General features: G+C 67.1%; 14 protein-coding genes and 2 pseudogenes. 8 read left to right on the top strand and 8 right to left on the bottom strand.

Annotated elements, in window-relative coordinates:
- Positions 1–25: 25 nt before the first annotated feature.
- Entirely contained in the window at positions 26–4840 is a 4815-nt protein-coding gene (locus VL129_RS05215) for an NAD-glutamate dehydrogenase (RefSeq protein WP_325410784.1), read from the top strand.
- 59 nt (positions 4841–4899) lie between these two features.
- On the opposite strand, the gene VL129_RS05210 is transcribed toward VL129_RS05215, so the two are convergent.
- Positions 4900–5784 carry a DUF6685 family protein gene (locus tag VL129_RS05210; RefSeq protein WP_325410782.1) on the bottom strand — a complete coding sequence of 295 codons (885 nt, stop codon included), beginning with the start codon at positions 5782–5784 and terminating at the stop codon, positions 4900–4902.
- 199 nt (positions 5785–5983) lie between these two features.
- Between VL129_RS05210 and VL129_RS05205 the strand changes: the two genes are divergently transcribed.
- On the top strand, positions 5984–6205 hold the full coding sequence (locus VL129_RS05205; protein WP_325410780.1) for a DUF2835 domain-containing protein: 222 nt from the start codon (positions 5984–5986) through the stop codon (positions 6203–6205).
- A 69-nt stretch (positions 6206–6274) separates the two neighbouring features.
- Positions 6275–7300 (top strand): quinone-dependent dihydroorotate dehydrogenase, encoded by a 1026-nt coding sequence (locus VL129_RS05200; protein ID WP_325410779.1) that lies wholly within the window; start codon positions 6275–6277, stop codon positions 7298–7300.
- Between the two features lie 96 nt (positions 7301–7396).
- On the opposite strand, the gene rmf is transcribed toward VL129_RS05200, so the two are convergent.
- Entirely contained in the window at positions 7397–7612 is a 216-nt protein-coding gene (gene rmf, locus VL129_RS05195; protein WP_325410777.1) for a ribosome modulation factor, read from the bottom strand.
- A gap of 361 nt (positions 7613–7973) precedes the next feature.
- Here rmf and rlmKL point away from each other — a divergent pair, with 361 nt between their 5' ends.
- Entirely contained in the window at positions 7974–10148 is a 2175-nt protein-coding gene (rlmKL, locus tag VL129_RS05190) for a bifunctional 23S rRNA (guanine(2069)-N(7))-methyltransferase RlmK/23S rRNA (guanine(2445)-N(2))-methyltransferase RlmL (protein WP_325410775.1), read from the top strand.
- A 96-nt stretch (positions 10149–10244) separates the two neighbouring features.
- Positions 10245–12920, top strand: coding sequence for a diguanylate cyclase (locus tag VL129_RS05185; RefSeq protein WP_325410773.1), 2676 nt, complete (start codon positions 10245–10247; stop codon positions 12918–12920).
- 2 nt (positions 12921–12922) lie between these two features.
- Here the strand turns inward: VL129_RS05185 and dacB are convergent, their stop codons facing one another.
- Positions 12923–14398, bottom strand: a complete 1476-nt coding sequence (gene dacB / locus VL129_RS05180; RefSeq protein ID WP_325410771.1) for a D-alanyl-D-alanine carboxypeptidase/D-alanyl-D-alanine endopeptidase — start codon at positions 14396–14398, stop codon at positions 12923–12925.
- A 408-nt stretch (positions 14399–14806) separates the two neighbouring features.
- Here dacB and VL129_RS05175 point away from each other — a divergent pair.
- A pseudogene (locus tag VL129_RS05175) lies at positions 14807–15010 on the top strand (SDR family NAD(P)-dependent oxidoreductase); the annotation flags it as partial.
- Here VL129_RS05175 and VL129_RS05170 read toward each other — a convergent pair.
- The 4 genes and pseudogenes from VL129_RS05170 to VL129_RS05155 all read right to left on the bottom strand — a co-directional run.
- A pseudogene (locus VL129_RS05170) lies at positions 15004–15687 on the bottom strand (sigma 54-interacting transcriptional regulator); the annotation flags it as partial. The pseudogenes VL129_RS05175 and VL129_RS05170 overlap by 7 nt on opposite strands.
- Positions 15688–15764: 77 nt before the next feature.
- Positions 15765–17135 (bottom strand): TRAP transporter large permease, encoded by a 1371-nt coding sequence (locus VL129_RS05165; protein WP_325410769.1) that lies wholly within the window; start codon positions 17133–17135, stop codon positions 15765–15767.
- Between the two features lie 16 nt (positions 17136–17151).
- Positions 17152–17754: a TRAP transporter small permease subunit gene (locus VL129_RS05160; protein WP_325410767.1), complete on the bottom strand. Its 603-nt coding sequence runs from the start codon at positions 17752–17754 to the stop codon at positions 17152–17154.
- A gap of 73 nt (positions 17755–17827) precedes the next feature.
- Positions 17828–18913, bottom strand: a complete 1086-nt coding sequence (locus tag VL129_RS05155) for a TRAP transporter substrate-binding protein (protein ID WP_325410765.1) — start codon at positions 18911–18913, stop codon at positions 17828–17830.
- Between the two features lie 398 nt (positions 18914–19311).
- Between VL129_RS05155 and VL129_RS05150 the strand changes: the two genes are divergently transcribed.
- Positions 19312–19650, top strand: a complete 339-nt coding sequence (locus VL129_RS05150; RefSeq protein WP_325410763.1) for a YggL 50S ribosome-binding family protein — start codon at positions 19312–19314, stop codon at positions 19648–19650.
- A 124-nt stretch (positions 19651–19774) separates the two neighbouring features.
- Positions 19775–20431 (top strand): hypothetical protein, encoded by a 657-nt coding sequence (locus VL129_RS05145; protein ID WP_325410760.1) that lies wholly within the window; start codon positions 19775–19777, stop codon positions 20429–20431.
- Between the two features lie 157 nt (positions 20432–20588).
- On the opposite strand, the gene VL129_RS05140 is transcribed toward VL129_RS05145, so the two are convergent.
- Entirely contained in the window at positions 20589–21827 is a 1239-nt protein-coding gene (locus VL129_RS05140) for a saccharopine dehydrogenase family protein (RefSeq protein WP_325410758.1), read from the bottom strand.
- Positions 21828–21838: the final 11 nt, after the last annotated feature.

The raw sequence follows: 21838 nt of genomic DNA, 5'->3' as shown, positions 1-21838 counted from the left end.
GACGATCACATCTCCAGGGGTCTCCATGACGTTCTTCAGTGCATCCGGCAAGGCCGATTTTCACCAGCAACTTCAGGACGCCCTGGCCCGGCATGTCGAGCCCGAGGCGCTGCCTCGGCTCATGCGCTTCGCCGAACAATTCTTCGCCATCGCGCCGCTCGAGGAGCTGCAGCAGAACCGCCTGAGCGACCTGGAAGGCAGCACCCTGTCGGCCTGGCGGCTGCTGGAGGCGTTCCGTGGCGAGCCCGTGGTGCGGGCGTTCAACCCCGACTACGAACAGCACGGCTGGCAGTCCGCGCACAGCGTGGTGCAGGTGCTGCATCCGGACATGCCGTTCCTGGTGGATTCGGTGCGCATGGCGCTCAACCGGCGCGGGCACAGCATCCACACCTTGCAGAACAGCGTGCTCAGCGTGCGACGCGGGGCGGACGGCGAGCTGCTGGACATCCTACCGCGCGGCGGCCAGGGCGACGGGGCTCGCAGCGAAGCGCTGATATTCCTGGAGATCGACCGCTGTGCCAGCGCCGCCGAGCTGCGCGACCTGCAGCAGCTGCTGGGTGAGGTGCTGGGCGAGGTGCGCCTGGCGGTGGGCGACTTCCCCGCCATGCAGGACCAGGTGCGGCGCCTGCTGGACTACCTGGCGCAGCGTGATGGCCAGCACCCGGAAGTGGCCGAGGTGCGTGCCTTCTACCAGTGGCTGCTGGACAATCACTTCACCTTCCTGGGCTACGAGGAATTTTGCGTCGTCGAGGATGCGCGCGGCGCCCGGGTGGAATACGACGAGGGCACGCTGCTGGGCCTGTCGCGGCTGTTGCGCAGCGGCCTGAGCGATGTGCAGCGCAGCATCGAGCCGGCGGCCCTGGCGTTCCTGCGCGAGCCGTGCCTGCTCAGCTTCGCCAAGGCGTCCCAGCCCAGCCACGTGCACCGCGCGGCCTATCCCGACCTGGTGTCGCTGCGCGTGCTGGACGAGCAGGGCCAGGTGGTCCGCGAATGCCGCTTCGTCGGCCTGTACACCTCGACGCTGTACACCGAGAGCGTGACGCGCATTCCCCACGTGCGCCGCAAGGTGGAGGCGATCCTCGAACGTTCCGGTTTCGATCTGCATGCCCACCTGGGCAAGGAGCTGGCCCAGGTGCTGGAGGTGCTGCCGCGCGACGAGCTGTTCCAGACGCCGGTGGATGCGCTGTACGAGACCGCCATCGCCATCGTGCAGATCCAGGAGCGCAACAAGCTGCGCCTGTTCCTGCGCCAGGATCCCTACGGCCACTTCGTCTACTGCCTGGTCTATGTGCCGCGCGATCACTATTCCACCGAGATCCGCGTGAAGATCCAGAACCTGCTGATGGAGCGCCTGAATGCCTCCGACTGCGAGTTCTGGACCTATTTCTCCGAATCGGTGCTGGCCCGCGTGCAGCTGATCCTGCGCGTCGATCCGCGCAGCGTGCCGGCCTTCGATGCCCGCGAGCTGGAGCGGGAGGTGATCCGCGCCTGCCGTTCCTGGCAGGACGAGTTCGCCAGCCTGATGGTCGAGCGCTTCGGCGAGGCGCGCGGCACCGACCTGCTGGCGCGCTTCGCGCCGGGATTCCCGGCCGGCTACCGGGAGCGCTTCGAGCCGCTTTCGGCGGTGGCGGACATGCAGCACATCCGCAGCCTGTCCGAGGAACAGCGCCTGGTGATGAGCTTCTACCAGCCGCCGGGGCTGGGCCCTGACGAGCTGCGCTGCAAGGTCTACCACGCCGACGAGCCGCTGCCGCTCTCCGACGTGCTGCCGATCCTGGAGAACCTCGGCCTGCGGGTGCTGAGCGAGTATTCCCACCGGCTGCGCCAGCGTGACGGCCGCGCCTACTGGATCCACGACTTCACCTTTGCGCCGCCGGCCGGGCTGGTGGTCGACCTGAAGACCCTCAACGGCCTCTGCCAGGAGGCGTTCGCCAACGTCATCGCCGGCAACGCCGAGAACGACGCCTTCAACCGCCTGGTGCTCGGCGCCGGGCTGACCTGGCGCGAGGCGGCGCTGCTGCGCGCCTATGGCCGCTACCTGAAGCAGATCCGCATCGGCTTCGACCTGGGCTACATCGCCGCCACGCTGAACAACCACACCGATATCGCCGTGGAGCTGGTGCGCCTGTTCAAGACGCGCTTCTACCTGGCCCGCAAGCTGTCCGCCGAGGCGCTGGAAGAGAAACAGGGCCGACTGGTGGAAGCCATTCGCGGCGCGCTGGAACGGGTGGCGGTGCTCAACGAGGACCGCATCCTGCGCCGCTATCTGGAGGCGATCCTCGCCACGCTGCGCAGCAATTTCTACCAGACCGACGCCGAGGGGCAATGCAAGCCCTATATCAGCGTCAAGCTCAGCCCCGGCGCCATCAGCGAGATACCGCGACCGGTGCCGCTGTTCGAGATCTTCGTCTATTCGCCGCGCGTCGAGGGCGTGCACCTGCGTTTCGGCCCGGTGGCGCGCGGCGGGCTGCGCTGGTCGGATCGCGAGGAAGACTTCCGCACCGAGGTGCTCGGCCTGGTCAAGGCGCAGCAGGTGAAGAACTCGGTGATCGTGCCGATGGGCGCCAAGGGCGGTTTCGTACCCCGCCAGCTGCCGACCGGCGGCAGCCGCGACGAGATCCAGGCCGAGGCCATCGCCTGCTACAAGCTGTTCATCAGCGGCCTGCTGGACCTCACCGACAACTACCTCGAAGGGCAGGTGGTGCCGCCGGAGCAGGTGGTGCGCCATGACGGCGACGACCCCTACCTGGTGGTGGCCGCCGACAAGGGCACGGCGAGCTTCTCCGACATCGCCAACGGCATCGCCGCCCAGTACGGCTTCTGGCTGGGCGACGCCTTCGCCTCCGGCGGCTCGGCCGGCTACGACCACAAGAAGATGGGCATCACCGCGCGTGGCGCCTGGGTGTCGGTGCAACGGCATTTCCGCGAGCGCGGCATCGATGTGCAGCGCGAGGCGATCAGCGTGATCGGCATCGGCGACATGGGCGGCGACGTGTTCGGCAACGGCCTGCTGCGCTCCGAGCAGGTGCGGCTGCTGGCCGCCTTCAACCATCTGCACATCTTCGTCGACCCCGATCCTGACCCGGCCGCCAGTTATGCCGAGCGCAAGCGGCTGTTCGAGCTGCCGCGATCCAGCTGGGCGGACTACGACGCCGGGCTGATCTCCGCCGGCGGCGGGGTGTTCCCGCGCAGCGCCAAGAGCATTGCCATCAGCGCGCAGATGCGCGAGCGCTTCGATATCCAGGCCGAACAGCTGGCGCCCAGCGAGCTGATCAGCGCACTGCTCAAGGCGCCGGTGGACCTGCTCTGGAACGGCGGCATCGGCACCTACATCAAGGCCAGTACGGAAAGCCATGCCGAGATCGGCGACAAGGCCAACGATTCGCTGCGGGTCGATGGCCGTGACGTGCGCGCGCGGGTGATCGGCGAGGGCGGCAACCTGGGCATGAGCCAGCTGGGACGCATCGAGTACTGCCTCAACGGCGGCGCCTGCAACACCGATTTCATCGACAACGCCGGCGGGGTGAACTGCTCCGACCACGAGGTGAACATCAAGATCCTGCTCAACGGCGTGGTGGCCGCCGGTGACATGACCGGCAAGCAGCGCAACCAGTTGCTGGCCGACATGACCGACGATGTGGCGCACCTGGTGCTGGGCAGCAACTACCGGCAGACCCAGGCGCTGTCGCTGGCCGAACGCCGTGCCCGCGAGCGCATGGGCGAATACCGCCGGCTGATCAGCGATCTGGAAAGCCGCGGCCGGCTGGACCGGGCGCTGGAATTCCTGCCCGGCGACGAGCAGCTGGGCGAGCGCGCGCTGACCCGCCCCGAGCTGGCGGTGCTGCTTTCCTACAGCAAGATCGACCTGAAGCAGGCGTTGCTGGCGTCCAGCGTGCCGGATGACGACTACCTGGTGCGCGACATGCAGCGCGCCTTCCCGCAGCAACTGGTGGAGCGCTTCGGCGAAGCGCTGGGCAATCACCGGCTGCGTCGCGAGATTGTCGCCACCCAGATCGCCAACGATCTGGTCGACCGCATGGGCATCACCTTCGCGCAGCGGCTGTGCTCGTCCACCGGCATGGGCGCCGCCCAGGTCGCCGAGGCCTACGTGATCGTGCGCGATGTCTTCCACCTGCCGCACTGGTTCCGGCAGATCGAGTCGCTGGATTACGGCGTGAGTGCGGACACCCAGCTGGCGCTGATGGACGAGCTGATGCGTCTGGGACGTCGCGCCACCCGCTGGTTCCTGCGCAGTCGCCGCCAGGCCCTGGACGCCGCCCACGACGTGGCCCACTTCGCCCCGCAGGTGGCCGCGCTCGGCCTGAAGCTCGACGAACTGCTGCAGGGCGCGGCGCGCGAGCAGTGGCAGGAGCGCCATCAGGCCTTTGCCGAGGCCGGCGTGCCGGAGCTGCTGGCGCGCATGGTGGCGGCCAGCGATCAGCTGTACATGCTGTTGCCGATCCTCGAAGTGGCGGAGCAGACCGGCCAGGAGCCGCTGCTGGTGGCGCGGGCGTTCTTCGCGGTGGGCAGCGCCCTGGAGCTGGACGAGTATCTGCGGCGCATCACCCGCCTGTCGGTGAGCAGCCACTGGCAGGCGCTGGCGCGCGAGGCGTTCCGCGATGAGCTGGACAGCCAGCAGCGGGCGATCACCCTGTCGCTGCTGTCGGTCCCCGGGGAGGGCGATCCGCGCCATCGCCTGGACAGCTGGCTGGAGCAGCGCCAGCCGCTGGCGCAGCGCTGGGCAGCGATCCTCGCCGAGCTGCGCGGTGCCGGCGACAACGACTATGCCCTGCATGCGGTGGCCAGTCGGGAACTGGCCGATCTTGCGCGTTCGGGCTGAAGGGCCGCGTAGGGCGGTCAGCGCTTTTCTGGCCGCCGTTTGCACGGCGTCCGGTGCGCTTACGGATCGATGTGCAGGGTGGTCGGCAGGTGGTAGAGGAACTCCACCAGGTCCGGCGCGCCGGCCAGGCGCAGGCCTTCGCCGAGGGCGTTGGCCTGTTCGTCGTCGCGTGGTAGCAGCAGGGCTTCGAGTACCGCAGGAGTGCGCTGCAGCAGCAGGCGCGAGTAGGGCAGTCCGCTGTCCAGCAGCAGGCCCATGAAGCCCGGATCGCTCCAGGTTTCGGCCGGCATGCCGAGCATGTGGTAATGGCTGTTCAGCTCGGCCAGCACCACCGGGTTGAGCCGGTAGTGGGCAATGTCCGCGGTCAGCTCATGTTTCAGGCCGCGCAGACGGGCATAGGCGACCAGGGCGGCAAGCGTCGCGCCCTGCTCACCCTCGTAGAACAGCCGCTCGCCGAACCATTCCGCCTGGCGCAGACGCAGGGGCTGGCCCTTGGCGGGTAGCGCCTGTTCGGCGGTCTTGAGGAAGTCCTTGTAGCTGATCAGGCGCAGGCTGCGGCAGGCCGGCGTGGCGGCCAGGTCTTCCAGTCGTGAATGCGGCGGCTGATCGCCCGGCGCGCAGCTCAGCCCGCTGATCTCGCGCAGGTCGAAGGCCGGCACATAGCTGTGATTCACCTCGACCAGGCGTGCCAGCACCGCGTGGGCCGCAGCCTTGTCTTCCTGCACCGGACCGGACAGGGCGCCGCGCGGCAGATCCACCAGGCGGTCCAGTTGCGGGCCGAGCTGCCACCAGATGCTCAGGGTGGGCAGGGGGATCGGCTGGAACGGCAGGTTCAACTGGCGGGCGCGGTCCAGCATGCGTCTGGCGGCCTTGCCGCCCAGACCCAGCTGTCCGGCCAGGGACGACAGGCGCCTGGTGAGGGTGGGTGGCGTGGGCGAGGTCATGACAATGCTACGGGCTCCAACAGTACGGCGTCGGGATGGCGTACAGCTCGGTCCGGACGGATGATCGGCGTGGCAGGTTGCTGATCTGCCTGGCCTGAATTGCGCTCGCTAGTGTGGCAGAGCGGCGCGCTCGCTGGCGAGGGCGACTTGGGTCGCAGATGTGGCAAACTGCCGCGCGGTTCTGACAAGGGGGTGCTCCATGCCCAGCCTGGTGCTGGATATTCATCTGACGGCCGATCAATTCCTGGCCTATTACCAGGGGCGCGCCAACCGGGTACTGGCCTACAGTCGCGACGGTCGCAGCGTCAGCCTGCCGGCCCACCACCTGCGGCCCTTCCTGAGCCACGAGGGCGTTCACGGCACTTTCCGCCTGGAGGTCGGCGCGGATGGCAAGCTGCTGGATGTGAAGCGACTGGGCTGAGCGCGACGGATCAAAAGCGCTCGCCGAGCGGGTATACTCGGCGGCCCCAAACACCCAACGAGCCCGACCATGTACTCCCTGGCCCGCGATCTGCTCTTTCGACTGTCTCCGGAAACCTCTCACGAACTGTCCCTCGACCTGCTCGGCGCGGGCGGGCGTCTGGGGCTGAACGGTCTGCTGTGCAAGAAGCCGGCGGCCCTGCCAGTGAAGATCATGGGTCTGGAATTCGCCAATCCGGTCGGCCTGGCCGCCGGCCTGGACAAGAACGGCGATGCCATCGACGGCCTCGGTCAGCTGGGTTTCGGTTTCATCGAGATCGGCACCGTGACGCCGCGCCCGCAGCCGGGCAACCCGAAGCCGCGCCTGTTCCGCCTGCCGGAGGCCCAGGCCATCATCAACCGCATGGGCTTCAACAACCACGGCGTCGACTACCTGCTCGAGCGGGTGCGCGCGGCGAAGTACCGTGGCGTGCTGGGCATCAACATCGGCAAGAACTTCGACACCCCGGTCGAGCGCGCGGTGGACGACTACCTGATCGGCCTGGAAAAGGTCTATCCCCACGCCAGCTACGTCACGGTCAATGTCAGCTCGCCGAATACCCCCGGGCTGCGCAGCCTGCAGTTCGGTGATTCGCTGCGGCAGCTGCTCGAAGCCCTGCGCCGTCGCCAGGAAGACCTGGCCGTCGAATACGGCCGCCGTGTGCCGCTGGCAATCAAGATCGCCCCGGACATGAGCGACGAGGAGACCGCCGAGGTGGCGCGCGCGCTGGTGGAGGCGGGGATGGATGCGGTGATTGCCACCAACACCACGCTGAGCCGCGAAGGCGTCGAGGGTCTGCTGCACGCTGACGAGGCAGGCGGCCTGTCCGGCGCGCCGGTGCGTGACAAGAGCACCCACACCGTCAAGGTGCTGGCCGCGGAGCTGGGCGGACGCCTGCCGATCATCGCCGTGGGCGGTATCACCGAAGGGCGCGACGCGGCCGAGAAGATCGCCGCCGGGGCGAGCCTGGTGCAGATCTATTCGGGGTTCATCTACAAGGGCCCGAAGCTGATTCGCGAAGCGGTGGATGCCATCGCCGCGCTGCCGCGGACCTGATCCCGAAAATGGAAAGGGCTCCCGTGGGAGCCCTTGGCAGTCACCGCGACAGATCCGTGTGGGGCCTGGCGCGGCGGAAGAGCGTCAGACCGGGTCTCAGCCGACCGCTCTCATTTCATTCAGTCGATGTATGCCGGCGGTGCCGGTCAGACCGTCCCAGTGGTCGCCGCGACCTTCGCGCCAGCCATTGAGCCAGGCCTGACGAGTCGTCGGATGGGTGAAGGGACAGAGCTCTTGGGATTTGCCATGAACACCATGTTGGTAACCGCGTAAGTAGGCGCGTTCCATCGGGTCACGCTTTAGTCTTCTCATCGGGTATAGCCCTCAATCGTTGACTGTATTTCCCACTGGCGGCCGCGTTGCGAGGCCGCGAAAGGGGCCGTTGCCGGCGTGACGACCCCAAAGGAAAGGCAACCTTGCGTCGCCTCCCTTGGGGTTGTTTCTATCCAAAGGGGCGAGCGCTGTGAATGATCGATTTGTCATAACGAGGCAACATTTCGCCTGACGGAACCATAAGCAGCTCCACTTGTCGGGGCAAAGCGGTATCCCTGGTGGGTTTGGGCGCTGGTGGCACAACCGGATTTTGTTCGGCGGCCGTTGTGCAGCTCGTCGTTTCAATTTGTTTCGGCTTCTCTGGCGGAAGCCTTTATTGCCTGCGGGCCTGGATTTTCGAATGTCTGAGCGTTACGAACTGGTACTGACCTGCCCCAAGAGCCTGGAAAGCCTGCTGCTGGAGGAGGCCGGGCAACTGGGGCTGGAAGAGGCCCGCGAACATGTGGCCATGGTGCGCGGCTTCGCCGGTATGGAAACCGCCTATCGGCTGTGCCTGTGGTCGCGGCTGGCCAACCGGGTGCTGCTGGTGCTGGCGCGCTTCCCGGTCAGCAATGCCGAGACCCTCTACGAAGGCGTCAAGGCGGTCGACTGGAGCGAGCATCTGGACGCCGCCGGCAGCCTGGCGGTCGAGTTCAGCGGGCGCGGCGCCGGCATCGACAACACGCACTTCGGCGCCCTGAAGGTCAAGGACGCCATCGTCGACCGCCTGCGCGCGCAGTTCGGCCAGCGCCCGTCGGTGGACAAGGACAACCCGGACCTGCGCGTGCACCTGCGCCTGGACAAGGGCGAGGCGGTGCTGTCCATCGACCTGTCCGGGCACAGCCTGCACCAGCGTGGCTACCGCCTGCAGCAGGGTGCCGCGCCGCTCAAGGAGAACCTGGCCGCCGCGATCCTCATCCGCGCAGGCTGGCCGCGCATCGCCGCCGAGGGCGGCGCACTGGCCGACCCGATGTGCGGCGTGGGTACCTTCCTGGTCGAGGCCGGCATGATGGCCGCCGACGTCGCCCCCAACCTCAAGCGCCAGCAGTGGGGCTTTTCCAACTGGCTGGGCCATGTGCCGGCCGTGTGGAACCGCCTGCACGCCGAGGCCGAGGAACGTGCACGCATCGGCCTGGGCAAGCCGCCGCTGTGGATTCGTGGCTATGAAGCCGATCCGCGGCTGATCCAGCCGGCGCGCAACAACATCGAGCGTGCCGGACTCGGCGAGTGGGTACGCATCTACCAGGGCGAGCTGGCCACCTTCGAGCCGCGCACCGACAAGGGCCAGGCCGGCCTGGTGGTGTGCAATCCGCCCTATGGCGAGCGCCTGGGTGACGAAGCCAGTCTGCTGTATCTCTACCAGAACCTGGGCGAGCGCCTGCGCCAGGCCTGCATGGGCTGGGAGGCGGCGATCTTCGCCGGCGCCCCGGAGCTGGGCAAGCGCATGGGCATTCGCAGCCACAAGCAGTACGCCCTGTTCAACGGCGCGCTGCCGTGCAAGCTGCTGCTGTTGCAGGTGCGTCCCGACCAGTTCGTCACCGGCAATCGCCAGGGCGGCGAAGACCGTGCCGCACCGCAGGCCAGCGAGCCGGCGCGCCTGTCCGAAGGCGGGCAGATGTTCGCCAACCGCCTGCAGAAGAACCTCAAGACCCTCGGCAAATGGGCCAGGCAGGCCGGCGTGGAATGCTACCGCCTATACGACGCGGACATGCCCGAGTACGCCCTGGCCATCGACCTGTACCGCGACTGGGTCCATGTGCAGGAATACGCGCCGCCGCGTTCGATCGACCCGGAAAAGGCCCAGACCCGCCTGCTCGACGCCCTGGCGGCGATTCCGGTGGCCCTCGGGGTTCCCGCCGAACGCGTGGTGATCAAGCGTCGCGAACGGCAGACCGGCACGCGTCAGTACGAGCGCCAGGGCGAGCAGGGGCGCTTCATGGAAGTCAGTGAGGGTGGCGTCAAGCTGCTGGTCAATCTCACCGATTACCTGGACACCGGCCTGTTCCTCGACCATCGACCGATGCGCCTGCGCATCCAGCGCGAGGCGGCCGGCAAGCGCTTCCTCAACCTGTTCTGCTACACCGCGACCGCCACCGTGCACGCGGCCAAGGGCGGCGCGCGCAGCACCACCAGCGTCGACCTGTCCAAGACCTACCTGGACTGGGCGCGCCGCAACCTGTCGCTGAACGGCTTCTCCGACAAGCAGCGCCTGGAACAGGGCGACGTGATGGCCTGGCTGGAAGCGGATCGCGGCGAGTACGACCTGATCTTCATCGACCCGCCGACCTTCTCCAACTCCAAGCGCATGGAAGGGGTGTTCGATGTGCAGCGCGACCACGCCCGCCTGCTCGAGCTGGCCATGGCCCGGCTGGCGCCGGGGGGCGTCCTGTACTTCTCGAACAACTTCCGCAAATTCCAGCTGGACGAAATGCTGGCAAAACGCTACAACATCGCCGAAGTGAGCGGCGAAACACTGGATCCGGATTTCGCCCGTAATCCCCGCATACACCGGGCCTGGCGCATCAGCCACGGCTGATCAGGTGTGCGCTGACAGGAAGTTGGTATGCACGCAGTACAGCACGACGATTGCTCCGCCCCGCCCCCCGCGCGGCGGATATGCGGCGCGGGCGTCGTGTTTCTGCTGGTGCTGCTGATCGGTCTGGCCCTGTCGGCGATTGCCGCCTATGTCCTGGAGCAGAATCGCCGCCTCCAGGTCGAAGAGCATTTCCAGCGGCTGGCCAGCGAGCGCATCTCGCGGATCGACAATCAGTTCGAAACCAGCCAGCAGCAGGCGGAAATCCTCAGCCGCCATCTGCGCCTGGCCGGCGACCTGGGCGCCGAGGCGTTCGCCTCGGTGACCGAACCGCTGCTGGGTGACAGCCTGGCTTTCCTCTGGATGCCGCGCGTGACGCTGGACCGGCGTTCGGCCTTCGAGGCCGCGCTGCAGGCCCGCACCGGCGCGCCCGGGCTGCGCGAGCTGGATGCGCAGGGGGAAACCCGCAGTGCCGGCGAACGCGCCGAATATTTTCCGATTGCCTATATCAATTCGCGCGGCCTGGGCGAGAACCTGCTGGGTCTGGACCTGGCCACCGACCCGGGGCGACGTAGCCTGCTGCTGCGCGCGCGGGAACGAGCCGGGCTGACCGCGGCCGTGCTGAACCTGCTGTCGATCACCTCGTATGGCCAGGCCCTGATCGTGATGGCGCCGGTGCTGCGCGAAGGCGAGCTGCTGGGCTTCGTCTCCTCCGCGCTGCTGCTGGATGATGTCCTGGCGCTGCAAGACGACCCCGAAGGGCTGCACACCGAGCTGTGGGATCTGAGCGAAGCCGGCCAGCCGGTGCTGCTGCACAGCACCCGCGAGACCGGTGAGGTCGGCGCGCTGGAACACCGCCGGGTCCTGCCGCTGGGCGATCGCCTGTACGCGGTCAGCCTGAAACCGCTGTCCGGGTTCACCCACCCGCATGGCGGCCCGGTCGATCTGTGGGTGTTCCTGCTGGGCGGCCTGGCCAGCCTGCTGGCGGCCTGTCTGTTCGCTTCGCTGCTCGGCGAGCGGCGCCGCACCCGCCGCCTGGTGGCGCGACGCACGGCCGAGCTGCGCGCCAGCCAGGAGGAATTGCAGGCCAGTCAGGAGGAGCTGCAGACCAGCGAGCGGCGCTGGCATTTCGCCCTGGAGGGCGCCGGCGACGGCGTCTGGGACTGGGACTGCCAGACCGGAAAGGCCTACTTCTCGCCAACCTGGAAGCGCATGCTCGGCTACCGCGACGAGGAGATTGAAGGCTGCTACGAGCAGTGGCTCGGGCTCATCCACCCGCAGGACCAGGCGGCCGCGCTGGCCGCGCTGGACCGGCACATGCGCGGCGAGACGGAGGCGGTGAACTACGAATACCGGCTGCGCCGCAAGGATGGCGGCTGGAAGTGGATCCTCAGCCGTGGTCAGGTGGTGCTGCGCGACGCGCAGGCGCTGCCGCTGCGCATGATCGGCGTGCATACCGACATCGATGGCCGCAAGCACACCGAACTGCAACTGAACCGCACCCTCGCCGAGCTCGATGCGCTGCTGCGGGCCACCACCCATGTGTCGATCATCGCCACCGACCTGCAGGGCACCATCCAGCGTTTCAATGTCGGCGCCGAACGCATGCTCGGCTACCGCGCCGAACAGATGCTCGGGCAGCCCGTCGAGCGCCTGTATCTCGCCGAGGAGCTGGAGCGCCGCGCCGCACAGTCCGGCCAGGCCCTCGGCCCGGCGTGCATGACCGCCGACTGCCGCACCAGCCAGGAATGGACCTATGTGCGCAGCGACGGCGGGCAACTGGTCGTCGACCTGATCACCACCAGCATTCGCGACGCGTCCGAGCAACCGGTCGGCTACCTGGGCATCGCCACCGATGCCACCGAGCGCCGGCGCAGCCGCGCGGCGCTGGAGGAGCGCGACCAACTGCTGCAGAAGCTCACCCAGCGGGTGCCCGGCATCATCTTCCAGCTGCACCGCGCGGCGGACGGCCATTTCAGCGTGCCCTACGTGAGCACCGCGCTCGCCGGCCTGTACGAGCTGGATCCGGCCGAGGTGCGCGCCGATGCGCAGTTGGTGTTCCGCTATGTGCATCCCGAGGATTACCCGCGCCTGCGCGACGGCTTGCAGCACTCCGCCGAGCACCTGAGCATGTGGCAGACGGAGCTGCGCTGCCTGTTGCCGGTCCAGGGCCAGCGCTGGTTCCGCTGCGAGGCGATGCCGGAGCCGGCCGCCGATGGTGGCGTCGTCTGGCATGGCTTCCTGTCCGACATCACGCCGCTCAAGGACACCGAACAGGCGCTGCGCCTGCTCTCGGAAACCGACTCATTGACCGGCGTGTTCAACCGCCGCTACTTCCAGGAACGCCTGGATCTGGCGATTGCCCAGGCGGGTCGGCGTGAGATCGGACTGGCCCTGCTGATGTTCGATATCGACCATTTCAAGCAGATCAACGACCAGTTTGGCCACGCAACCGGCGACCGGGTGCTGCAGGTCTGCTGTCAGCGCCTGGGGGCACGCCTGCGGCACAGCGACCTGCTCTGCCGTCTGGGGGGCGAGGAATTCGCCGTGCTCTGTTCGCAGACCAACCTGGCCCAGGCCGCGACCCTGGCCGAGGTGCTGCGCGCACTGCTCGCCGGCGAACCGATCGGCGACGCGGGACGGGTGACCGCCAGCTTCGGCGTGGCCGAGTGGCGCGCCGGCGAAACGGCCGATGACCTGCTCAGCCGCGCCGATGCCGCGCTCTACACGGCCAAGCGCGCCGGCCGTGACCGGGTGCGCCTGGCGCCCTGCTGAGGTCAGCGCCGCGCGGTGCTCTGTCGGCCGCGCGGCTGTTCGTAGATGGACAGCAGCACCTGATCCAGCACCGCCGAGGCGCCCCAGGGACGCGGATGGTTGAGGATGGCCACCACTGCCCAGCTGCTGCCATTCACATCCCGGCTGTATCCAGCGATGGCGCGCACGTTGTTCAGCGTGCCGGTCTTGATGTGCGCCTTGCCGGCCACCGCAGTGTCCTGTAGGCGTTTACGCATGGTGCCGTCCAGCGCCGCCAGAGGCATGGAGGAAATGAACTCGGCGGCAAACGGACTCTGCCAGGCCGACTGCAGCAGACTGGCCAGCCCCCGGGCGGTGACCCGCTCGGCGCGCGACAGGCCCGAACCGTTCTCCAGCACCAGTCGCGCCACCGGCAGCCCCTTGCGTTCGAGCCACTGGCGGATCACCCGTTGCGCGGCGGCGGCATCGTCGCGGTCCTGGGGGGTGCGAAATTCCGCGCCCAGGCTGAGGAACAGCTGCCGGGCCATGGTGTTGTTGCTGAACTTGTTGATGTCGCGGATGACTTCCACCAGATCCGGCGATTCGGCGCGTACCAGCAGGCGTGCATCGTCCGGCACGCGGTCGATGCGGTCGGCGCCGAGCAGGGTGCCGCCCAGTTCGCGCCAGATGGCGCGCACCGTGCCGGCGGCGTAGCGCGGATGATCGAGCAGCGCCAGATAGGTGTGCGCCTTGCAGCCCTGAGCCAGCTCGCCGGTCACCACCAGGGTCACGCCATCGCCCTGGTGAATCGGCCGATAGCTGACCTGCGGCCAGGCCGGGCAATTGTCGCGGGCCGGCAGTGCCCGTACCCGGTTGTCGATGCGTACCGCGTCCAGCGGCGGTTCGGCGCTGACGTGCACCTGGCCGCCTTCGCTGCGCACGCTGAAGCGCTGGGCATTCAGGTTGATCAGCAAGGAATCCGGTGCCACCAGATAGGGGCGGTTGGCATCGTCGCCGTCGTCATCGAACGCCGGCACGGCCGGCTGCACGAAATGGCTGCGATCCAGCACCAGATCGCCGCTGATGCTCTCCACGCCATGGCTGCGCAGGTCGCGCAGCAGCAGCCAGAGGCGCTCCATGTTCAGCTTGGGATCGCCGCCGCCCTTGAGGTAGAGATTGCCGTGCAGCACACCGTCACGCAGCGGCCCGTCGGCATACAGCTCGGTCGTCCAGGTGTGGGCCGGGCCGAGCAGCTCCAGCGCGGCGTAGGTGGTGACCAGCTTGATGGTGGAGGCGGGGTTGACCGGCACGTCGGCGTTGAAGGCGGTGGTCTGGCCGGCACCGTTGAGCGGGATGGCCACCAGCGACAGCGCCTGCCCATCCAGCTTGCTGCGCCGCAGGGCCTGCTCCACCGCCCCGGGCAGCGCACGGTTCTCCTGCGCCTGCACGAGGGGCACTTGAATCGTCAGCAGGTTCACGAACACGCCACCCAGCAGCAGCGGCTGCAACCATCGTTTCATGGCCGGTAATTCCGTTGGCCGATGCGCTGGCCAGATATGACTTAGTGGTCAGTATGCGGGCAAAGGTTTCCCGGCCCGACTACCACCCGACGGGCGTAGCGCGCCGCTCCGGCCGCAAGTGGCGCAGGCGACCCGCCCGCCGGGCGCCACTTGGGCATTGACGCAGCATGTCCAGAAAACCGGACTGTGACCCCGCCGGCCGCCGCTTCCGCTGAACATGCCCAGAGAACAAGACCTCCGGCGAGGCCCGGCAGGATGTTGCTGGGCCTCGCCGAAGCCCATGGCAAACCCCGTAAACCCTGGCCTGCAGTGCGCCGCCAGGCTGGACTCAGGCGATCTGGCACGTCTTTCGCTGTAGGTCGCTCATCACCTGGGCCCTCGGCGGGCCCCTCACTGGCAGGAGGGCCCATGAATCTCAAAGGCAGGATCGCGTTGGTTACCGGCGCCACCAGCGGCATCGGTCTGGGCATCGCCCACCGTCTGGCCGCGGCCGGTGCCGCGGTGGTGATCAACGGCTTCGGCGACGTCGAAGGTGTGCTTGCCGAGCTAGGCCGCCATGGCACGCGAGTCGGTCACTACCCGGCGGACATGGCCGATGCGCAGCAGATTGCGGCGACATTGACCGCCACGAACGGGCCATTGGCGCGCGGCGACAGGTTGTGGATGCCCTGCGCCAGCAGTTCCTTGCCGGTGCCCGTCTCGCCGCGCAGCAGCACCGTGGCGTCCAGCTGCGCGGCGCGTCGGGCCTGGCGCTTGACCTCGGTGGCGGCGGCGCTGCCACCGATGAAGCCGGCGATGGTGTAGCGGGCGCGGCGTGCCTTGGCCAGCTCACTCTGGGTGGCCAGCAACTGGTTCTGCAGGCTGTTGTACTTGGCCATCAGTGGTTTGAGCTGGTGCGCGCGATCCAGCAGGACGAAGCCCAGGGCGCCGACCAGGGTGCCGTCCTCGTCGCGCAGCGGGATGCGGGTAACCACGAAGTGCTCGCTGCCGAAGGCCATCAGGTCGAGCATGCTCGGCTGGCCACTCTCCATTACCTCGCGCAGGCGGCTGGCCGGCAGTACGTCCTCGACCTCCTTGCCGAGCACGCTGTGCGGCGGGCTGATGCCGAGCTTCTCGGCGTACTTGTCGTTGATCCAGACGATGCGTGCCTGGCGGTTGACCGCGATGGTGCCTTCGCACTGGGCATTGAGGTGGTCGAACAGCAGCGGCATCGCCACCGCGCGAAAGCGCTCGGGGGACACGCCGACGATCAGACCGTGCTGGTCGAGGTCGTTGCGGGAGATGGCCATGGCAGCAGGGGTTCCGCAGAGGGATGGGGGAGATTATGGGAGCCGCCTCGCCGCGCGGGCAAGGCGGCTCAGCAGGCCTACGGGCCGCCATACACTTCGTTGGGCAGCCAGGTGGCCAGTGGCTGGAAGTAGAACACCAGGGCCAGACCGAGCAGCTGCAGGACGATGAAGGGCGCCACCCCCAGGTAGATGTCGCGGGTGCTGATGCCCGGCGGGCAGACGCCCTTGATATAGAAGAGGGCGAAGCCCACCGGCGGGGTGAGGAACGAGGTCTGCAGGCACAGGGCGAAAAGGATGGCGAACCACAACGGGTCGACGCCCATGGAGAACAGCACCGGCGCCACCAGCGGCAGGATGATCAGGGTGATCTCCACCCAGTCGAGGAAGAACCCCAGCAGGAAGGTGATCGCCAGCACGGTGAGCAGCACGCCGGTCTGGCCGAAGGGCAGGCCGGTCAGCGCGGCGCGGATCACGTCGTCACCGCCCAGGCCGCGCAGCACGGCGGCAAACACCGTGGCGCCGATGAAGATGCCGAAGATGAAGGCGGCGGTACGGCTGGTCTGGTACAGGGCGTCCTTGAGCACCGAAAGGCTCAGGCGACGGCCGCCGGCCGCCATCAACAGCGCGCCGGCCGCACCGACCGCCGAGGCCTCGGTGGTGGTGGCGATGCCGAAGAAGATCGAGCCGAGCACGGCGAAGATCAGCGCCAGCGGCGGCACAACCGCCCGGAACACGTCGAGCAGCGCGCGGGCATCGAGCTTCGACCGGTTGGCGGGGGCCGGGGCGAAGTCCTTCTTCAGCCAGGCGACGAGCACGATGTAGAGCACGTACATCAGCGCCAGCAGCATCCCCGGGATCAGCGCGCCCATGAACAGCTTGCCCACCGAGGCTTCCGAAGTGCCGAGGCGGTCGGCCATCAGCACCAGCATGATGCTCGGCGGAATCAGGATGCCCAGCGTACCCACCGAACAGGCGGTGCCCACCGCCAGGCTCTTGTTGTAGTTGGCCTGCAGCATCGGCCCGAGTGACAGCATGCCGAGCAGCGCCACCGAGGCGCCGACGATGCCGGTGGAGGCGGCGAGCAGGATGCCGACCACCACCACGGTCACCGCGTAGCCGCCGCGCAGCGGGCCGAGGACGCGGACCAGGCTGTGCATCAGCCGTTCGGCGATGCCGGAGCGGTCGAGCATGATGCCCATGAAGATGAACAGCGGCAGCGCCACCATCAACTCGTTGGCGACGATGCCGTAGATGCGCGCATCCAGTACGCCGATGGTGCCGTCCCAGGTGAACCAGAGGTCGGCGTCGAACTGTTCGATCAGTACATAGCCGAGCACGGCGAACAGCAGGCCGATGCCCGCCAGCGACCAGGCGACCGGGAAGCCGAGCAACAGCAGGCCCATGAAGCTGGCGAACATGGCGATGACGAGGATTTCTTCCAGACCCATGATTGCGACGACTCCATCAGGGCTGCGAACGGCCGCGGTCGCGGTCGTTCGAGGGGGCCGTCAGGGCCCGCGGGAAATTGAACAGCAGCGTGCTGCAACGCAGCGCCCGGGAGAACAGGGCCAGCGCCACGAGCAGCAGCCCCAGCGGCAGCACGCTCTTGAAGATGAAGCGATAGGGCAGCCCGCTCGGCGCCTGGGAACGCTCGTTGTACAGGTAGGCCTGGTAGGCGTAGGGGATCAGCGCATCGATCATCAGCGCGATCACCGGCAAGGCCAGCAGCAGGATGGCGAGCAGCTCGATCCAGGCCTGGCTGCGCAGGCTGAAGCGCTCGCGCAGCACGTCGACGCGCACATGGTCGTCGCGCACCACGGCGTAGGCGAGGGCGAGCATCAGGGCGGCGCCGAACAGGTGCCAGGACAACTCCTCCAGCGCAATGGAGCCGCGCGAGAGGGCGAAGCGGCTGAACACGTTGGCCAGCACGACCAGCAGAACCGCAAGCCAGAGCCAGGCGCTGGCTTCGCCGATGGCCACCAGCAGGCGATCCAGTGGCCGCGAGATACGGTTGTACGGCAGCGCGTCGGGCGCTGGCGCATCGGGAGAGACGGGCTTGAAGGACACGGCGACCTCGAAATCTCGACACAGGGGATGAGAAGCGGGCACGTCGCCGTGCCCGCCGGCTGGCGCGCAGCCGTCAGTCGTACTGGTAGTAGTCGCGCGGCAGGTAGCCCATGCCGTGCCAGATCGAGTGATGCTGCATGAACGTGCGCTGGCTGGTCAGCACACGCTTGAACATCTCGTCCTTGGCGGCCATCTCGTCGAGCACTTCGTCGGTTACCTTCTGCAGTTCGCGCAGTACCGGCTCGGGCAGCACCTGGGCCTTCACGCCCTGCTTGCCATAGTCGCGCAGCGCGGTCGGCTGGGCCCACTCGCTCTCGGCGAAGCCCTTGAGGGTGGCAGCTTCGCAGCCCATCTCGATGAGCGCGCGGCTTTCCGGCTTGAGCTTGTCCCAGACATCCTTGTTGACCAGCAGGTGCGAGGTGGTGAGGGTCTGGTGCCAGCCGGGCATGATGTAGTTCTTGATGATCTGGTCCAGGCCCAGCATCTTGTCCACCGCCGGTTGCGAGAACTCGGTGGCATCGATGGTCTTGCGCTCCAGCGCCTGGTAGATCTCCCCGCCGGGCACCATGGTCACCGAGGCGCCGAGCTTCTCCAGCACCTTGCCGCCGATGCCGGCGAAGCGGATGCGCAGGCCGTCGAAGTCGTCCAGCTTCTCGATCGGCTTGGCGAACCAGCCGGCGCCCTCCGGGCCGATGATGCTGCACAGCATCGGATGGATGTTGCGCTCGGCGTAGATCTCCTCCAGCAGCTTCTTGCCGTCGCCCTGGTAGTACCAGGCCAGGTGCGCCGGCGGCTCCATGTTGAACGGCGCGCCGGAATACAGCGGCAGGGCGGGGATGGTGCCCTGGTCGTAGCCGATCCAGGTGTAGCCGGCCGGGTATTTGCCGGTGCTCACCGCATTCATGATCTCGAATGGCGGCACCAGTTCGCCGGGCTCGTAGTAGCGGAGCTGGATGTTGCCGCCCGAGATGGTCTTGAGTGACTCGGAGAGGTGCTTGACCGGGGTGGTCAGGCCGACAAGGTGGGAAGGGAAGGCCAGCGGTACCTGCCAGCGGATCTTCTCGCTGGCCATCGCCGAGCTGGTCAGCAGGCTGCTGGCGAGCAGCGTCGCGGCGGTAGCACCCAAGGTCAGGCGGCAGAACGGTTGCTTCATGGACATGCTGAGTACCTTCTTGTTGTTTTTGTAAGCGCTACCGGTCGGACAGTAGCGCAGATCACGCCCGGTTGGCCGTAGCGATCGACACTGCGAAACATCGGCAGGTGGCGGTTGGAACTAAGCAGGTTCCATACCTGATACAGAATTCCCTTTAAAATCAATGGGTAAGGATTTTGCTCGGTGACTGGGTCCGAAAAGTTGGACATGCATGGCGACGGTTGCCGCCACAATGTCCAGTAATCAAGACTGAGCTGACTGGTTTTGTGGACACCCCCTAACAGTCAAGGGTGCCCGGCTAGGCGGCAATCCGCATGGTTGCTGGGTTTCGGCTCAGGTGAAGGATTTGCAAGGGCGACGCTAAAGCCGGTAGAGTGCCCGCCACTTTATTGAGGAGACACCCCATGGCTAGATCCCGCCGCCTGCGCAAGAAACTCTGCGTCGACGAATTCCAGGAACTGGGCTTCGAAGTGCAACTGAACTACCGCGACGGCATCAGCGATGCCGAGCGCAACGCCGCCATGGACGATTTCCTTGACCAGGCCATCGAGGCCAACGGCCTGGGCTTCATTGGCGCCGATGAATTCGGCTACGTCTGCCTGGGTCGCCGTGGTTCGGTGACCGCCGAGCAGCGTGCCCAGGTCGAAGCCTGGCTCAAGGGCCACCGCGACCTGTCTGGCAGCATCGCCGGCGAACTGATCGACGTCTGGTATCCGGACGCGCCGATCCACCAGCCGCAGTAACGGCCAGCGGAACCGATCAAGCCCTCCTTGCGAGGGCTTTTTTGTGGCCGGGACTGCGACCTTTGCGCCGATTGTGGTGGTTGCGGGTCGCGCGCTACCTTCGGTGCATTATCCGGAGGGCCTCATGGTGAAGCGTATCGTTGGCATGTTCCTGCTGGGTCTGGTTGCCGCCGGGCCGCTGCAGGCCTCGCGTTCCGATCGGGTCGACAGTCACATCCAGGAAGCCCGTACCGCCTTGTCCGCCGGCGATTATCAGGGCGCGCTGGCCAGGCTGCTCGAAGCCGAGCGCGCGCTGGGCTTCGCCAATCCGGTGATCCTGCACCTGCGCATCACGGCGCAGCAGATGCCGCTGGAGGCTGGCAACTACCGCTACCTCGACCTGCGCGAGCAGCGCGGCAACTGCGCCATCTATATGCATGAATTTGGCGTGAACCACCCGGCGGATGCCATCTCTCCGGAGATCTCCCGTATCTGCGCCACGCTCAAGGCCTATCCCCGCGAGGCGCTGGAGGTGGTGCGCGCCAACCTCGAGGCGCGCCGCTACGCGGCGGCGCTGGACGATCTGCTGGCGCTGGAAAAATTTGGCGGCGGCTGGTCCGAGCCGCAGGCGCTGCTGAAGATTCGCGCGCTCGAGCAGGGGCTGGCGGCTGAGGGAGGCTCTGAACGGCGGCAGGCGCTGCAGCGGGAGGCGCGAGACTATCTGGCTCAAGTCGCGGCCGGGCAGGGCGAGCCGCTGCCTGCGGACCTGGCCTATGTGCAGGCAGTGGCGGAGGGGGATTGAGGGCTGGGGAACCCTTGTAGGGCCGGCTTTATCCCGGCCAGCGGAGTGTCGACCCCACCTCCGTCGGCCGGGATAAACCCGGCCCCACAGGAGAGTGGTGTTGCCCCGAAACGAAATCGCCCGCCAAAGAGGCGGGCGATTTGTGAATCGGCGAGGTTTATTCGTTCCAGGCGCGGTCGCCGCGCTCGTCCTTGATGCGGGTCGGCAGCCCCATCGCATCCAGCAGGGTGAGGAACGGCTCGGGGGCCAGCTCTTCCACGTTGACCATGCGCTGCGCATCCCACTCGCCACGGGCGATCAGGCGGGCGGCGGCCACCGGCGGCACGCCGGCGGTATAGGAGATGCCCTGGCTGTCGGTTTCGGCGAAGGCTTCCTCGTGGTCGGCCACGTTGTAGATCAGCACTTCACGCGGCTGGCCGTCCTTGCTGCCCTTCACCAGGTCGGCGATGCAGGTCTTGCCGGTGTAGCCGGGCGCCAGCGAGGCCGGGTCGGGCAATACGGCCTTGACCAGCTTGAGCGGCACCACTTCCAGGCCTTCGGCGGTCTGCACCGGCTGCTCGGAGAGCAGGCCCAGGTTCTTCAGCACGCTGAACACATTGATGTAGTGGTCGCCGAAGCTCATCCAGAAGCGCACGTTCGGCACGTTCAGGTGCCTGGACAGCGAGTGCACTTCGTCGTGGCCGGTCAGGTACAGGTTCTGTTCACCCACCACCGGCAGGTCGTCGGTGCGCTTCACCTCGAACATGCTGTTCGGCGTCCACTGGCTGTTCTGCCAGCTCCACACAGTACCGGTGAATTCGCGGAAATTGATTTCCGGGTCGAAGTTGGTCGCGAAGTACTTGCCGTGCGAGCCGGCATTCACGTCCAGGATGTCGATGGAGTCGATGCGGTCGAAGTACTGCTTGTTGGCCAAGGCCGCCCAGGCGTTCACCACGCCCGGATCGAAACCGATCCCGAGAATGGCGGTGATGCCCTTCTCGCGGCACTCGTCCAGGTGCTTCCATTCATAGTTGCCGTACCACGGCGGGGTTTCGCAGATCCTGCTCGGGTCCTCGTGGATCGCGGTGTCCAGGTAGGCCGCGCCGGTGTCGATACAGGCGCGCAATACGGACATGTTGAGGAAGGCGGAGCCAACATTGATGACGATCTGCGATTCGGTTTCGCGGATCAATGCCTTGGTGGCCTCGATATCCAGCGCATTCAGGGCGTAGGCCCGGATCTCGGCGGGCTGTTTCAGGCTGCCCTTGGCCGTGACGCTGTCGATGATGGCCTGACATTTGGAGAGACTGCGCGAAGCGATGGCAATACGACCCAATTCGTCGTTGTGCTGCGCGCACTTGTGAGCCACTACCTTGGCAACACCCCCTGCACCAATGATCAGTACGTTCTTCTTCAATTATTTCTCCC

This window comes from Pseudomonas sp., assembly GCF_035497915.1.
In the GTDB taxonomy this organism is placed as follows: Bacteria; Pseudomonadota; Gammaproteobacteria; order Pseudomonadales; family Pseudomonadaceae; genus Serpens.
The sequence above is the reverse complement of the archived record's forward strand: the minus strand, read 5'-3'. Positions and strand labels throughout refer to the sequence as shown.

Bases quoted from the DNA above. Each gene is read 5' to 3' on its own strand.
- VL129_RS05165 (WP_325410769.1), bottom strand. From the start codon at position 17,135: ATGGGTCTGGAAGAAATCCTCGTCATCGCCATGTTCGCCAGCTTCATG.
- VL129_RS05145 (WP_325410760.1), top strand. From the start codon at position 19,775: ATGGTGAAGCGTATCGTTGGCATGTTCCTGCTGGGTCTGGTTGCCGCC.
- VL129_RS05150 (WP_325410763.1), top strand. From the start codon at position 19,312: ATGGCTAGATCCCGCCGCCTGCGCAAGAAACTCTGCGTCGACGAATTC.
- rlmKL (WP_325410775.1), top strand. From the start codon at position 7,974: ATGTCTGAGCGTTACGAACTGGTACTGACCTGCCCCAAGAGCCTGGAA.
- dacB (WP_325410771.1), bottom strand. From the start codon at position 14,398: ATGAAACGATGGTTGCAGCCGCTGCTGCTGGGTGGCGTGTTCGTGAAC.
- VL129_RS05200 (WP_325410779.1), top strand. From the start codon at position 6,275: ATGTACTCCCTGGCCCGCGATCTGCTCTTTCGACTGTCTCCGGAAACC.
- VL129_RS05205 (WP_325410780.1), top strand. From the start codon at position 5,984: ATGCCCAGCCTGGTGCTGGATATTCATCTGACGGCCGATCAATTCCTG.
- VL129_RS05210 (WP_325410782.1), bottom strand. From the start codon at position 5,784: ATGACCTCGCCCACGCCACCCACCCTCACCAGGCGCCTGTCGTCCCTG.
- VL129_RS05215 (WP_325410784.1), top strand. From the start codon at position 26: ATGACGTTCTTCAGTGCATCCGGCAAGGCCGATTTTCACCAGCAACTT.
- rmf (WP_325410777.1), bottom strand. From the start codon at position 7,612: ATGAGAAGACTAAAGCGTGACCCGATGGAACGCGCCTACTTACGCGGT.
- VL129_RS05155 (WP_325410765.1), bottom strand. From the start codon at position 18,913: ATGTCCATGAAGCAACCGTTCTGCCGCCTGACCTTGGGTGCTACCGCC.